This window comes from Microcoleus sp. PH2017_28_MFU_U_A (assembly GCF_020738035.1).
Classification (GTDB): Bacteria; Cyanobacteriota; Cyanobacteriia; order Cyanobacteriales; family Microcoleaceae; genus Microcoleus.
In genome coordinates, this window is record NZ_JAEQCX010000113.1 from 1 (window position 1) to 13,942 (window position 13,942).

The 13,942-nt window shown below is 45.3% G+C and carries 14 protein-coding genes; 6 read left to right on the forward strand and 8 right to left on the reverse strand.

Annotated elements, in window-relative coordinates:
- Positions 1 to 606: 606 nt before the first annotated feature.
- Together aroF and JGK14_RS26080 are read left to right on the forward strand one after the other, a co-directional pair.
- On the forward strand, positions 607 to 1,479 hold the full coding sequence (aroF, locus tag JGK14_RS26075) for a 3-deoxy-7-phosphoheptulonate synthase (protein ID WP_325315671.1): 873 nt from the start codon (positions 607 to 609) through the stop codon (positions 1,477 to 1,479).
- Positions 1,480 to 1,756: 277 nt separating this feature from the next.
- Positions 1,757 to 1,957, forward strand: coding sequence for a heavy-metal-associated domain-containing protein (locus JGK14_RS26080; RefSeq protein WP_293146624.1), 201 nt, complete (start codon positions 1,757 to 1,759; stop codon positions 1,955 to 1,957).
- A 208-nt stretch (positions 1,958 to 2,165) separates the two neighbouring features.
- On the opposite strand, the gene JGK14_RS26085 is transcribed toward JGK14_RS26080, so the two are convergent.
- A complete protein-coding gene (locus JGK14_RS26085; protein ID WP_325315672.1) occupies positions 2,166 to 2,576 on the reverse strand; it encodes an ArsR/SmtB family transcription factor in 411 nt (136 codons plus the stop codon).
- Positions 2,577 to 2,718: 142 nt separating this feature from the next.
- Here JGK14_RS26085 and JGK14_RS26090 point away from each other — a divergent pair, with 142 nt between their 5' ends.
- Complete coding sequence (locus JGK14_RS26090) at positions 2,719 to 2,886, forward strand: metallothionein (RefSeq protein WP_293185067.1); 168 nt, start codon at positions 2,719 to 2,721, stop codon at positions 2,884 to 2,886.
- A 276-nt stretch (positions 2,887 to 3,162) separates the two neighbouring features.
- Positions 3,163 to 3,423, forward strand: coding sequence for a DUF7219 family protein (locus JGK14_RS26095; RefSeq protein ID WP_293185068.1), 261 nt, complete (start codon positions 3,163 to 3,165; stop codon positions 3,421 to 3,423).
- 174 nt (positions 3,424 to 3,597) lie between these two features.
- On the opposite strand, the gene JGK14_RS26100 is transcribed toward JGK14_RS26095, so the two are convergent.
- Positions 3,598 to 4,668 (reverse strand): metal ABC transporter solute-binding protein, Zn/Mn family, encoded by a 1,071-nt coding sequence (locus tag JGK14_RS26100; protein ID WP_293185070.1) that lies wholly within the window; start codon positions 4,666 to 4,668, stop codon positions 3,598 to 3,600.
- Positions 4,669 to 4,756: 88 nt separating this feature from the next.
- Here JGK14_RS26100 and JGK14_RS26105 point away from each other — a divergent pair, with 88 nt between their 5' ends.
- Positions 4,757 to 5,476 carry a metal ABC transporter ATP-binding protein gene (locus JGK14_RS26105; protein ID WP_293185072.1) on the forward strand — a complete coding sequence of 240 codons (720 nt, stop codon included), beginning with the start codon at positions 4,757 to 4,759 and terminating at the stop codon, positions 5,474 to 5,476.
- 133 nt (positions 5,477 to 5,609) lie between these two features.
- Positions 5,610 to 6,449 (forward strand): metal ABC transporter permease, encoded by an 840-nt coding sequence (locus tag JGK14_RS26110; protein WP_293198285.1) that lies wholly within the window; start codon positions 5,610 to 5,612, stop codon positions 6,447 to 6,449.
- A gap of 138 nt (positions 6,450 to 6,587) precedes the next feature.
- Here the strand turns inward: JGK14_RS26110 and JGK14_RS26115 are convergent, their stop codons facing one another.
- From JGK14_RS26115 to JGK14_RS26140, 6 genes are all read right to left on the reverse strand, one after another.
- Positions 6,588 to 7,268 carry a CADD family putative folate metabolism protein gene (locus JGK14_RS26115; protein ID WP_293193089.1) on the reverse strand — a complete coding sequence of 227 codons (681 nt, stop codon included), beginning with the start codon at positions 7,266 to 7,268 and terminating at the stop codon, positions 6,588 to 6,590.
- A gap of 158 nt (positions 7,269 to 7,426) precedes the next feature.
- Complete coding sequence (locus JGK14_RS26120; protein ID WP_325315662.1) at positions 7,427 to 8,500, reverse strand: WD40 repeat domain-containing protein; 1,074 nt, start codon at positions 8,498 to 8,500, stop codon at positions 7,427 to 7,429.
- Positions 8,488 to 9,459, reverse strand: a complete 972-nt coding sequence (locus JGK14_RS26125; protein ID WP_293185077.1) for a CobW family GTP-binding protein — start codon at positions 9,457 to 9,459, stop codon at positions 8,488 to 8,490. The genes JGK14_RS26120 and JGK14_RS26125 overlap by 13 nt, the downstream gene beginning before the upstream one ends.
- 216 nt (positions 9,460 to 9,675) lie before the next feature.
- Positions 9,676 to 10,710: a cobalamin biosynthesis protein CobW gene (gene cobW, locus JGK14_RS26130; RefSeq protein WP_293185079.1), complete on the reverse strand. Its 1,035-nt coding sequence runs from the start codon at positions 10,708 to 10,710 to the stop codon at positions 9,676 to 9,678.
- Between the two features lie 486 nt (positions 10,711 to 11,196).
- A complete protein-coding gene (locus JGK14_RS26135) occupies positions 11,197 to 11,592 on the reverse strand; it encodes an SH3 domain-containing protein (RefSeq protein ID WP_293207762.1) in 396 nt (131 codons plus the stop codon).
- Between the two features lie 49 nt (positions 11,593 to 11,641).
- Positions 11,642 to 13,435, reverse strand: coding sequence for an N-acetylmuramoyl-L-alanine amidase (locus JGK14_RS26140; RefSeq protein WP_293326588.1), 1,794 nt, complete (start codon positions 13,433 to 13,435; stop codon positions 11,642 to 11,644).
- Positions 13,436 to 13,942 lie beyond the last annotated feature (507 nt).

Consider the following 13,942-nt stretch of genomic DNA (forward strand, 5'->3'; position numbering starts at 1 on the left):
TGAGAGATGTATCAAAATACGAGTAATTGAGGGAATACGATCGATCGCCCAATCAGAGATTAGCTCAATTGTGCGATCGAGACGGAGGCTGGGACTAAATTGCACAGCCGTAAGGTACGTAGTTCCGCGAAAAGCGCTCTTTCTCATATATCTCAAAGAGCGCTCAAGCGCAACAACATACCTTTATTAGGGACACGGCAGTGCCGTGTCCCTACCTGTTGCAAAAAATGCTTGACATTCCTACCACTCTATGCTAGGTTAACGAATAGTCTTGTATTTAATCAGTAATCCAATCGCTTCACCTATGTTCGCAACCAACAGCTATTTTTATTTTTGGCATACCCAAGTTCGCCCGGAGTGAATTTACAGATTGCTGTGAACATCCGGGCGAACCGCAGACTAACACCTGCGGTTTTGTTTTTTCTACTTCTTGTCCCAACCACCAATCATCGCAAGCGAAAACAGCAATGACATTATTCAGTAACTGGTATTACGGCTTTTATTTTTGGCCCCGCAGGAGTTCTGGGTAAATTGTCGTGCTGTCTTTTCGCGCCAACCCGGAACTCCTTAAAGGTTCCGGGTTTTTTATTGTCAACCAATCACTCGATTTTCCAGGAGAATTCCATCATGTTAGATGCCAAACTCGCAACCAAATCTCATCCCGAACACCAAACTATAGTCAAACTATCCGAAACCGTCTCAGTCGGCGGCACAGAATTATTAATCGTCGGCGGCCCCTGTACCGTCGAAAGTTCCGAACAAATGGAGACAGTCGCCAGCAAACTCTCAGTTGCACCGGTGCAGGCTTTGCGCGGGGGAGTCTACAAACCCCGCACTTCTCCCTATGCTTTCCAAGGGATGGGAATTGAGGGACTGGAAATTTTAGCGGATGTCAGCCGGCGTTACGGTTTACCCGTGGTGACTGAGGTAATGTCGATCGCCCAAATCGATCCGGTTGTCGCCTATGCTGATATGCTGCAAGTAGGCAGTCGCAATATGCAAAATTTTGAGTTACTAAAGGCGATCGGTCAAGCCGGAAAACCAGTCTTACTAAAACGCGGTTTGTCAGCCACGATTGAAGAATTTGTGATGGCCGCCGAATACATTCTCAGCCACGGAAATCCCGATGTAGTTCTGTGCGAAAGAGGCATCCGCAGCTTCGACAATTACACCCGCAATGTCTTAGATTTAGGTACAGTCGTAGCGCTAAAACAGTTAACTCATTTGCCAGTAATTGTAGATCCTTCTCACGCCGCCGGCAAGCGAGAATTAGTCGCACCTCTAGCAAAAGCAGCGGTTGCTTGCGGTGCTGACGGGTTAATTGTTGAGTGTCACCCGCAACCGGAAAAATCGGTTTCTGACGCGCGGCAAGCTCTTTCTTTGCCGGATATGATTGATTTAGTTGCAAGTTTGCGGCCTGTGGCGGCGGCCGTCGGGCGGTTCGTACCGGAGGCTAAGTCATTAGTCATTAGTCATTAGTTATTAGTCATTAGTCATTGGTTATTGGTCATTAGTCATTAGTCATTAGTCATTGGACTTAATATTTCTTTCAAGAAAAGTTGGACGGGCTAGAAGCCCATCCCACAAACTTTTTTTTCTTGTGGGATGGGCTTCTAGCCCGTCCCAAAAACAGACTTCTAGCCCATCCCACAAATTTTTTTTCTTGTGGGATGGGCTTCTAGCCTGTCCCAAAAACCGAAATTTGATTAAAATAAAAGCAGAATCAATCCTGTCATCTACAAGATATCGCTTAATTATGGCACTCAAACTTCATGTTCCGTCGATCGTCTGTTCCGGCTGCGGAAACACAATTACCGAAGCCATCAAAACCGTGGAACCGGAAGCTAAGATTGATGTGGATTTAGCGGCCAAGACTGTGACTGTGGAAGCTAAAGCCTCGGAAGAGTCTATTAAACAAGCTGTGGTTGCTTCCGGTCACACTGTTCTAGAAGCCTAATAGTAGGATAACCCCTGGTTGGCAGTCAGGGCTGATGTACAGATAATCGCTTGCATGAATCTTTGGTTGGGGAGGGCGAGTTTACACATATTCTGGATGTGCATCATCAGATATCGGTGAACTCGCCCCTACAGCATCCGCGCATACAGAAATTCCCAATGACAACTGACAACTGACAACTGACAACTGACAACCAACAACTGACTAATTAAGATTCTTCGTCCAAATGTTCGGCGACTGCTTGGTAAAGTTCTAAAACGTGCCGATCGAGTAAACTATAAAAAACTTGTCTGCCAACTTTGCGGTAACTTACCAACCGTATCGCCCGCAACGCCCGCAACTGGTGCGATACAGCCGATTCGCTCATGCTCAAAACCGCCGCCAAGTCGCACACGCACAATTCTTGATTTGCTAACACCGACAGTAATCGCAAGCGGTTCGCATCTCCCAAAAGACTGAAAAACTCTGCCATCCGCTGGGCTTTTGCTGTGTTCAGCACTTGTGTTTGGATGTCTCCAACCCGTGAACTTTCAACTACGTGCGATCGCCCGCAGGTTGGTGTATCGTTTTCTTGGTCAGGCTGACTTATCGCTCCGTTAACAGCAGACTTCGGTGACATCTTTTCCCGGCTGATTTTAATTCTCATTTTCATATTAGCGCGATCGACCCACCTTTTGTTACAAAACTTTTACATCTCCTTGACATATATCTGAATATATGTTCAGATATTAATAGAGCGAAACACACCAGGAGAATTTAAAATGACCACTGTCACCCAAATGAAATGCGCGTGCCCTTCTTGTTTGTGCGTTGTCAGCCTCACTGAAGCGATCGAAAAAAGTGGCAAATCCTACTGTTCGACTGCTTGCGCTGACGGACACCCCAACGGTAGCGGCTGCGGCCACATCGGCTGCGAGTGCAGCAAATAAATATTCCGATTCCGAAAAGGTTAAGGAACCTCTGTAAAAATATATCTAAGGGGAGATGCGAACAGCGCATTTCCCAATTTTTGTGTTTTTAGGTTAAATTGAGGTTAAAATACGGGTAATCAAAGGTTAAAATTGGTTTAATCGACTAAGTACACAGGGAAAAATCACAATTGTTACCTGGGGAATGCAATCAAAGTAAGTTAGCGTCGCAATACTAAGTGCAAAGACTACTATTAATAGCAGAGACAGAACCAAAAGTTGAATTAGGAGGGGGCAATGAAAGAGCGGGAAGATTTTTTACATCCTCGCAGTCGCTACTACGGTGATTTCACGCCTGAAAACTTGGCGTTTAATGCCAACTTGCAGGAATTTGCTCAGAAAATAACTTATATTTGCTCTCTGGAAACAGGGGGTAAAATTAGCGCCGAGAAAGCCTATAAAGATATTAAGGCGCTTTGGAAAGACTTAAAATCGTCTAAGAAGCAATTGGGAATTGGACAAAAACCCCCCAGTACCGATGACGGCAATTTGCCTTAAATTCATCGCAGATAAGACGGCGGTTGAAACCACACCTATAAAAACCAAGTCCGCACTTCGAGTTCGCGAGCGCGACCGCCTCCGCGGTGTAAAGAAAATAATATAATTTTAACTGTCTTCAAACCGCGGAGGCGGTTTTTGTTTGTCTAGACGCGGTTTCAACCGCCGACTTTTCTATGGTTTAGAAGTTGGTGCTACTTCTCCTGCAAACCGAGTACAATTGCCGCCGAGGCCGGAGGTAATTGCACAAGTATTAGTTTTTAGCATTCCTTCATAGGTATCAGCGCCAGTACCTCGGCCGCCCAACTCGTCGCTATAAAGTTCTTTGTCGGAAATTTTGACATTTGCTTCCCTCGCTACAGTCTGCATTAATTTCGGATTAGTCGTGGTTTCTACAAAAATTGTCGGAACTCCTGCTGTCTTAATTTCTGATGATAATTCGGCAATTCTGGCGGCTGTGGGCTGTTCCTCTGTTGTCACTCCCTGCAAAACTCCCGCAATCTCTAATCCGTAAGCATTGGCATAGTAACTCAGGGCATCGTGAGTTGTAACTAATTTGCGTTTTTGGGCAGGAATTGTCGCTATTTGTGCTTTAATCCAAGTATCTATTTTGGCTAAATCATCTGTTAATTTTGTGGCATTTGTGGTATATAGTTGAGCATTGCTTGGGGAAACTTTGATCAATTCATCGCGAATTGTTTCTACCATGCGGATACCATTTTTAGGATTGTGCCAAACGTGAGGATCGGGGACTTTTTCTTCGGTGGCGTGGGACTTTTCTTGTTCTTTCTCTTTCCCGTGTTCGTGTTCGCCCATCAACGGTTTGGGAACGGCGAGTTCGTGTACGGCGATTTTGGGTGCGGAATTACTGCTGGATTTAATTAATTTAATGATGCTGGGTTCGTGGTTGTAGCCGCCGTATAAAATTAGATTTGCTGTTTCAATGACTTTGCGGTCTTCTGGCTTGGTTTGGTAGGCGTGGGGGTCTTCTCCGGGTTCGATTAGACAGGTGGTGTCGATCGAACTTTGAGCAATTTCCTTAGTAATGTCGCAGATGACACCAGTCGTAGCTACCACTTTTGGCAAATTGGTGGCGGGAGTTGCTTGAGTTTGAGTGGTGGCGGGACTCTGGGGTGTGGGATTCTTTGCTTGGGGGCTAGAAGTACACCCAACCAGTCCGCAGGCGATCGCCAAAACCGCCACACCGCACAATTTGCTGCTTTTTTCCGTCAAGTTTTTTAACATTTCACCTTTGGAACGATAATCGTTATTACTTTTAGAGTTATCCTATTGTAGTAGCTAGAAATAAGAATCGTTCTCAAAATCTGGAATTATGTTAGAAGTGCAAGACTTGGCTGTGAATTATCAAGGAATTTCGGCCCTCAACGGCGTGAATTTTCAGTTAGATCCGGGACAGTTAACTGGTGTCTTCGGGCCCAACGGCGCGGGGAAAAGCACGATGGTGAAGGCGATGCTGGGATTGATTCCGGCTTGTCGGGGGATAGTAAAATATCAGGGGCGGTTGTTGAAGGAACAGTTATCGCGGGTGGCTTACGTGCCGCAACGATCGCAAATTGACTGGGATTATCCAATTACGGTGCACAATGCGGTGATGATGGCGCGGACTGTCCAGACTGGTTGGTTTCGCACTCCCTCGAAGCAGTCGCAAGAATTAGTCAAAGCTGCTTTGCTGCGGGTGGGAATGTGGGATTTGCGCGATCGACAAATTGGCGAACTCTCCGGGGGACAGCAGCAGCGCATATTTTTAGCAAGATCGATCGCCCAACAAGCCGACTTATTCTTCTTCGACGAGCCCTTTAGTGCGATCGACAAAGCCACAGAAGAGATTATCTTCGATATTTTTGCCGAACTCAAAGCTGAAAACAAAACATTGCTAGTAATCAGCCACGATTTAGGCGAAACTTTAAAACAATACGATAATTTATTATTGCTCAATAAGCAGTTAATTGCCACTGGTTCCTGCCGGGAAGTCCTCACCGCCGCCAATATTCAAAAAGCCTATGGATACGATTTAAGCTTAGTTTCGGCGTGACTGGAAAAAGATTTATTTTTAACCGCAGATGAACGCAAATAAACGCAGATAATTATCTTATATCTGCGTTTATCTGTGTTAATCTGCCTCTATCTGCGGTTAAAACAATAAGATTATTGAGGTAAGTAATTAAATGTTAAACATACTCATTGAGCCGCTTAAATTCGAGTTCATGCGAAATGCGATCGCCGTCGGCATTTTGCTAGGAATTGTGTGCGCCGTTGTCGGCTCATACTTAATTGTACAACAAATGGGAATGATGGTAGACATGATTGCCCATTCAGTATTAGCAGGACTGCCGGTGGCATTTTCTTTAGGTTTCAATATTTCCATCGGCGCATTTATATCAGGAATCATCAGCGCCGTAATTATGGCATGGATTCAATCGCAATCCCGGATTAAAATAGATGCTGTTATGGCATTAATTTTATCTACATTTTTAGCAATTAGCGTCACCTTAATTAGCGTCTTGCGGACAACAAAACTAGACTTAGACGGGTTTTTGTTCGGGAATATATTGTCAGTTGCACCGTCTGACGTACAGCAGACTTTTATGATAACTGTAATTATTTTGGTCGCAGTTAAAATCTTTTACAAAGAACTGCTATTCTATACCTTCGACCCGCTAGGAGCACAGGCGTCTGGTTTGCCTGTAAACTGGATTTACTTGGGGATGATTTCGGCGATTACACTGACGGTGGTTGCGAGTTTGCAAACTGTAGGCGCACTATTAGTAATTTCGCTATTAATCGGGCCAGGAATTACGGCGTATTTGTTGGTAAAAGAGTTACATTTAATGATGGGATTGGGCGCAATTATTGGAATTACAGCTAGTGTGACTGGAATGTATCTTAGCTATTATTTTAATATGCCATCTGGTGCGGCAATTGTCTTAGTTGTTTTTGGATTATTTTTAATGGCTTTGCTGTTCAGTCCCAGTCAAGGAATTTTGACAAGAAAGAGAGGAGAATGAGCGAGGGCGGGCGGGTTTTGTTCTGAGATTGTTTGCGAGTGTCACAATCACTAGCTAAACCCGCCCTACAAATATGCCTTTTTTACCAGAAAGAAGCTGTCAACTGTCAACTGTCAACTGTCAACTGTCAACTGAAGCTTACTTAGCTTGACAATAGGTTTCGTAAACACCATCAAGCAGTAAATTAAGAGCAAAAGTGGCTTTCTGGGCAGCTAACAGTGCTTCTTGTTGTGCTTCTTCAGTTTCACAAAGCTGTAACAGCGCTTCGCGGGTGGCTTGCGAGTGGAACTCGTCGGCTGTTTCGTGAACTTTAAAGAAAGACAAAGCAGCTTGTGAATCGATGCCGTAAAATTCCTTTAAACCAGCGATTTTGGTTGTGGAAACTTCGGGGATTTGTGCTTCGTAAGCGTAGAGGGCGGCTAAACCTTTGGCGGGAGATTCGCTGCGCGCTAAGTCTTTGAGAATGCGGACGGATTCGGTGGTTTTTTCTAAATGTTCGCGTTCGAGAACTGCATTTCTATCTAAACCCAAACCTTCGGCAAAGCGCAGCCACAATTCGGGGTGATTTGCGGCGCCTCTTTCTTCTTCTATGAGGTTTTCGAGGAGCATTTGACGAATTTTGATGTCGTCACAGGCGGCGTGGGTGGCGCTGACGTAGGTGGGGAAGTTGTGAACTTGCAGGTAGTATTCTTGTGCGTACTCTTGCAGCATTGCGATGTCGAGTTTACCTTCGTTCCACATTTGGTAGAACGGATGTTTCAGCAGGTGGTTTTGGTCGAGGATGCTGTTGAGTTGTTCGAGAAATTGCTGTTGAGTCATAATTGTCGATCGCCCTTAAGGATTGTGCAGCCACTAAAATGTTATAGTAATCTAGGATTTTGTAAAGAGCAAGTTTTAAATTGTTTATGTTGGGCTCAAGCCAGTACCGACACCCAGCAGCCAATTTAACATCGGTTGAATCCCTTGCAGGGCAAGAATTACGACCAAACCACCAATTCGCCGCCATTCCCGCCAGCCGCCAGAAATTGACCGTCAGGATGCCATGCGAGACACGAAAAACCGCCCTGTGCACCTTCTAGAACTTGCAGCAATTGTGCTGCTTCATACCACAAACAAACTTGACCGTCTGCGGATGCAGAAGCTAATAAAAATGTGTTAGGTTGAAAGGCGATCGCACTTACGACATTTTCATGCACCTCTAGGGCCCAACCTTCCCAACCGACACTTTCATCAGCATCTCTGTCCCAAACAGAAACACCTTGAGAACTCGAAGCAGCCAACAAAGGTGCACCCAAAGAATTAGTTTGATCCGACCAAGCCAACTCGCGAACTTTCCCCGGAAAACCCTGCATTACCCACGGTTCCAAATTACCCCATTCACTAACAATTAGAGTATTGTCCATATTGCCACAAGCTAAATATTGCCCTTGCGGCGACCAAGCAATTGCACCTGTTGCAGACGGTACTGATAAAAATTCTGGGTCTTCGTCCCAGTCATCGCCACTCCAAACTTTAACACCTTGATAGCCGCTAACTGCCAGGTATTGAACAATCGGATGCCATGCTAAATCTAGAATAGATGACGAGTCGAAATTCAGCGTTACTTCCACAACATTATCATCAGCATTCCAGATTTGAACGCAGCGGCCCATACTAAAAGCTAAATGATTGCAGTGGGGACTCCAAGCTAACTTATCAACCCAGACGCGCTTGTTATCCAAATCAGCAATTAATTCCCCAGAATTAACGCGCCAAATTCGCACCCGTCCATCCTGTCCGCCCGCGGCTAGGAATTGACTGTCTGCCGAAAAAGACAAACAATCTGCCGATTTTCCTGTGGCACTTTGCAGCGGTTGTAAGGACAATTTGTTAACTGCCCCTACTGTCGCCAACATTACTTCGCCCGCAGCAGAACAAACTGCTAAAGTTTTACCATCCGGCGACCAAGTAACAGCAGTTACGTAATCAGATAGCATTTCTTGAGCGTGAAATTGCAGAATTAGCTCACCGTGGCTGCTCTTTTTTTTACCCGTTTCTTTTACACTAGACACCGACGGAAATCCTCTCGCAATTGAGTTTCATTTAAGTTCCTGCCAATGAATACGAGTTCATTTTTCGGAGTTTCGCTATCTTTCCAAGCTCGATCCGGTCTGCCATCGAACAGCATATGTACTCCTTGAAAAACAAAGCGCTTTTCTTGTCCAGATACATTTAAAATGCCTTTTGTCCGAAAGATATCTGTGCCTTGAGTTCGCAATAATTCGCCAATCCAATCACTAAATTTGTCGCCATCAACAGCACCAGATTCTACTATTGCCATTGATTTTACTGTTGCATCATGTTCGTGAACGTGTACGCCCAAAAAGTCGGGTTCGATTTCTAATGCCCGGTTCAAATCAAATGCTTGGACGCCCAACAACGCATCAATTTCTAGTTCTGCGTTATGAGTGCGGTGGATTTTTGCTATTGCATTCATGGCGCGAATTCTTTTTTCTAATTCTGCCAATTCTTCCGCACTTACTAAATCGGTCTTGTTCAGCAAAACCACGTCAGCAAAGGCAATTTGTTCTTGAACTTCTTCGGCATCCCAATGTTGCCATACGTGCTTGGCATCAACGACAGTGACTACTGCATCTAGCAGCAGTTGATCCCGCATATCTTCGTCTACAAAGAATGTCTGAATTACGGGTGCGGGGTCGGCTAAACCTGTGGTTTCGATGACTATGTGGTCGAATTTGTCGCGCCGCTTCATCAAGTTGCCGATAATCCGAATTAAATCACCTCGGACTGTACAGCAAATGCAGCCGTTGTTCATCTCAAAAATTTCTTCGTCGGCATCAATGATGAGTTGGTTGTCGATGCCTACTTCGCCGAATTCGTTGACGATGACTGCAACTTTTTTGCCGTGTTCCTGTGTTAAAATGTGGTTGAGTAGCGTAGTTTTACCTGCACCCAGATAGCCTGTGAGAACGGTCACGGGAACTGATTCGATCGCTCCAGCAGTAACCATATTTTACCTCTAGTTTTGTAGAATGATAACCATTGTCGCTAGTTTAGCCTACACTTGTTGGCAGCAGCAACAATATTAAATAATGTTAATAAATTGTTCGCCAGAGCCTGTCGGATTGTGCAGGTGGTAGTGAGGAATGCAAGTCCGCATCCATAGAACAAGGACTTGCATTCCTCACTACGAACCTTTGTAGGTATGACCGATGACTCCAGACAATTAATTACCAATCATAGCTGCAATTCGATCGCGCTCCAACTCTTTGCCGATCAGCACCAGCTTGGTTTGACGGAGTTCGGAAGGTTGCCAAGGGCGATCGTAAAAACATTCTATGCGATCGCCAACACCTTGCAACACCATCCGCATCGGTTTCTTGGGAACCGCCACAAACCCCTTAATCCGATAAATTTCTTCCTGCTGCATCAAGGCTTGCAGCTTTTTCACCAAAGCTTCTGGTTCAAATTCGCGATCGGCAATAAAGAAAGTCGAGTTAATATCATCATCGTGCTCGTGTTCCTCTTCCGTGTCGTGGTGACTCGGGCGAGACTCCAAATCATCCTCAACCGCCGCATTAAATCCCAACAGCACATCGGGGTTAATTTCGCCAGCTTTGCAAGGCACAATTTTCACACTCGGGCGTAACTCTTGCTGCAACCAGGTTTGAACTTTCTGGTGAGTTTCCGCATCTACGCGATCGACCTTCGTCAACAGTACCATATCGGCACAGGCCAACTGATCTTCAAACAATTCCTCGATCGGCGTTTCGTGATCCAAACTCGAATCAGCCTCTCGCTGCGCCATCAAAGCATCAATATCGCCAACAAAAGTACCGTTAGCAACAGCCTCGCAATCAACAACAGCAACCACACCGTCAACTGTAGCGCCCGTGCGAATTTCCGGCCAGCGAAAAGCTTGAATCAAAGGTTTAGGAAGTGCGAGGCCAGAAGTCTCGATTAAGATACAATCAATTTGGTCTTTGCGCTTCAACAATTCCTGCATAGTCGGCAAGAATTCCTCTTGCACAGTGCAGCAAAGACAACCATTAGTTAATTCGACAATATTGCTGGTGACAGTTTCTTCTTCATCGCAAACTTGGCAATCGCGCAGCAATTCTCCATCTATTCCGATTTCGCCAAATTCGTTAACTAAAACAGCAATGCGGCGGCCTTGATTGTTTTGCAATAAATGGCGAATTAGGGTGGTTTTGCCGCTACCGAGAAAACCAGTGATCACTGTAACAGGAATCTTGTGCATTATTAATTACCAATTGAGTTTTTAGAGTATGACACTTTATAGAAAGACAAGAGTGAAAATAAGTTGGAGTTAGGATTCAATCAACTCTTAGCAAACCTCTTTATTGTATCATAAAAATATTTGTACGAGGCTTATTAAATAAGGGTACGTAGTTGCGCTTCAGCGCTCTTTGACCTAGAGCGCTGAAGCGCAACTACATACCTCAGAAGTATTGTGAAACTTTTATCGAAGACTGAATCTATTTCCGCCATGTATCAAATTGGTCTTCAGATTGATAAGGGTACGTAGTTGCGCTTCAGCGCTCTTTGACCTAGAGCGCAAAGAGCGCAACTACATACCTTAGGAATAGAAATTAAATAACTTAAGCAAATTTGTGGGATGGGCGTCCCGCCCGTGCAGAAAGGACGGGCGGGACGCCCATCCCACAACAATCATCGATCATCGAGCGTGTAAGTTATTTAATTTTCATTCCTTAGAGTACCGAATCTATTTCCGCCATCTATCAAATTGGTCTTCGGAACAACCATTGATAAATTTATTGTTCACCCAACCGTCAAGGATTGTAAAAGTTTCATTAGGAGCATTCCCAGAAGTTCGGGCCGCAATTTTCACCCAACTACCTTGTCTGCTAACAGCCCGAACTCCGTCTCCTCTTTTGAGTTTAGCTACAACTGGGTACTTATTGCCGGGGCCTTTGCGAATGTTAACCGGGCCGCCTTCACCTGTAATAAACGAGCATTGAGTTTGCTTTTTTAAAGCTTCTACTTTTTCCGGTGCCAGACTTTGCTCTTTCCCGAAAACTGGAAAGCTGTAAAGTGAAAAACTAAAACTTGCAAAGGCGGCTGCAATGAAAAAGGCTTTTGATTGACTCAAACTCAACATTTATTTAATCTCCTTGGGTTGGAAGGACTGAAGTCCTTACTGCGAAATGTTATTTTACCGAAGCAAACCATTCGGTAATGCCTTGGGCAATGGCAGAAGCTAACTTCTGCTGTTCTGTCGGATTCACAATCCATTCAAACTCTTCGGGATTGATCATAAATCCCAATTCCATTAAAACAGATGGAGCAACGGCAGGACGAGTCATCGCTAGATTGTTCCAGAATATACCATAGCTCGGACGGTTCAGTTTTGCAACTAAATAATTGTGCAAAAACATTCCCAAACTGTGCGCTTGCGGGTGAAACCAGAAAGCGCCGACGCCTTTGGTATTTATCGCGTCGCCGTTATCTGGCAAAGCATTGTAGTGTATCGAAATTGCGATCGCAGGTTCTTCTTTTTGAATCATTTCCACCCTCGGCGGCAAATCCAAATCGACATCTTCCACCCGCGTCATTACCACATTCGCGCCCCGATTTACCAATTCCTCCCGCACCAATTTCGACACAATTAAAGCTACTGTTTTCTCGCGGTAGCCTGTAGGGCCAACCCCCCCGGAATCCTGCGGGCCGCCGTGTCCCGGATCGATCAGAATCTTAATTCCTGACAGCGGTTTTTCTGATGAAATCGGCACCGCGCTGGTATTTGTCGGCGGGTGTTTTAAAGACAGCACTAAAGTTGTGCCTTCGTATCTCAATTTATATCCCCACTGCTGGGCAGATTTGAGATTAAAAGTATATTGTACTTGTTGTGGCGAGATTTGTTGCCATGCCAAACGCGAAATTACTGGATCGTCGTCGAGACGAATAATGTCAGTTTGAGCGGTGGTATTGTACAGAGTTAAAGTGAAGGTGCGTTCTCCTTCTTGTACCGTGACTGGGACTGGTATTTCTAAGGGGAATAAAACTTCTGTCCAGCCGGAAACTTGACGCGATTTGGCGCTGCGAATAATCGATCGCGCAGGCACTGCATCTTTGACAATTCGCACCTCAGATGCTTTAATCCAAGCGCCGTAATCGAGCCGAATCCATTCTCCCTCGCGCCCGATAACTGTGGCGCGCGTTCCCTTGGGCAGCGGTGTCATCCGAGAGAAATCCGTACTCGCCCCGGTTCTAGCAACACCCGGATCTGCTGTGACTTCTGCTACTTCTAACTCGGCTGGAGAGAGGATAGAAATTTTGCCAGTACCTGGTTGAGTGATAATTTGCTCGTTCATTGTTAGATAAAATATTGGCACTCCTAAATCTATTTTTTCTGCCTTAGATTCGCCGGAGTTTTCCGGGGTAATAGCGCAGCCTTGATACTGTTCGCTACTGCCTTTTTTGATGGGGGAGTTTTCGCCTAACAAGACAGATTTGTTATCGGGGAGTTCGACTTGCGATCGCGCTTTGAGAGGAATATCAACGCCAGCCAATTTTACCGCAACTCGCGCATTCGCCGGAGCGATCGCGCCGAAGCAGATATATTCCCCCGGTAAACTGGCTACATCGACTTTCGGCGTCAGGGAATCTTTTGCAAAAGCCAAGCCTGCGGGGACTTGTGGTTGATTAGACTCGCGCGTCACCTTAAGAAGAACTTGCTGATTTTGGTAACGCAAGCTAAAGACATTTTCGCCGATTTGCAGGGGAAAAGTCGGGGCGAAATGGCCGGCGGCGGTGCGCGCAATTTGCTGGCCATTTACCGATACTTGTCCGGTTGGCGGGGCTGTACCGATCAGAAAAATGCGATCGGCGATCGTTTTGTGGTTGGCGGGAGGATAAGCGACGGACAAAGGTTGAGCGGCCACAGCTACAGAAGAGAGGGCAAGTATCATCCCAAACACAACTAATGCTAAAAATTTTCTCATTCTAAAACGCAACTAATTGAGACTCGGTTGGTTATTTATACTCGAACTTCGGCTAAGAAACCCGGTTGATGAGGGTTAGGTGTAAGTCCTATTTACTATACAGGCCCCAGTTTATCAGGTTTGTAGTGCCAATTGGGCGATCGCACCTGAGAAACATCAATCAAGAAACTACAACCACCCCTTCAATCTTCTCATCAGTTCATTCATATAGCCTTTCTCAAAAAGATGAGGTATGACTGACAGCTTATATAACCGCTTAAACGTATAGAGCTCTCTTACCAACAACCTTCGCTAATCTTTCGCTAGATCCGCTATACAACTCCCATAACTGTCGCAACTTACGATCGCAAATTAAATAATTTACAGAACAATAAACTGGATATTAAAGGCAAAGTTGGTAAAATCAACTAATCTCAGAAATTCACAGGCAAGACGCCTTTAAACAGTTGACAGTTGACAGTTGACAGTTGACAGCGAAGTGATAAAAGCGGAGATTTAAACTCCGTT

Coding starts and splice junctions, on each gene's coding strand:
- JGK14_RS26080 (WP_293146624.1), top strand. CDS start 1,757: ATGGCACTCAAACTTCATGTTCCGTCGATCGTCTGTTCCGGCTGCGGA.
- JGK14_RS26085 (WP_325315672.1), bottom strand. CDS start 2,576: ATGTCACCGAAGTCTGCTGTTAACGGAGCGATAAGTCAGCCTGACCAA.
- JGK14_RS26090 (WP_293185067.1), top strand. CDS start 2,719: ATGACCACTGTCACCCAAATGAAATGCGCGTGCCCTTCTTGTTTGTGC.
- JGK14_RS26095 (WP_293185068.1), top strand. CDS start 3,163: ATGAAAGAGCGGGAAGATTTTTTACATCCTCGCAGTCGCTACTACGGT.
- JGK14_RS26100 (WP_293185070.1), bottom strand. CDS start 4,668: ATGTTAAAAAACTTGACGGAAAAAAGCAGCAAATTGTGCGGTGTGGCG.
- JGK14_RS26105 (WP_293185072.1), top strand. CDS start 4,757: ATGTTAGAAGTGCAAGACTTGGCTGTGAATTATCAAGGAATTTCGGCC.
- JGK14_RS26110 (WP_293198285.1), top strand. CDS start 5,610: ATGTTAAACATACTCATTGAGCCGCTTAAATTCGAGTTCATGCGAAAT.
- JGK14_RS26115 (WP_293193089.1), bottom strand. CDS start 7,268: ATGACTCAACAGCAATTTCTCGAACAACTCAACAGCATCCTCGACCAA.
- JGK14_RS26125 (WP_293185077.1), bottom strand. CDS start 9,459: ATGGTTACTGCTGGAGCGATCGAATCAGTTCCCGTGACCGTTCTCACA.
- cobW (WP_293185079.1), bottom strand. CDS start 10,710: ATGCACAAGATTCCTGTTACAGTGATCACTGGTTTTCTCGGTAGCGGC.
- JGK14_RS26135 (WP_293207762.1), bottom strand. CDS start 11,592: ATGTTGAGTTTGAGTCAATCAAAAGCCTTTTTCATTGCAGCCGCCTTT.
- JGK14_RS26140 (WP_293326588.1), bottom strand. CDS start 13,435: ATGAGAAAATTTTTAGCATTAGTTGTGTTTGGGATGATACTTGCCCTC.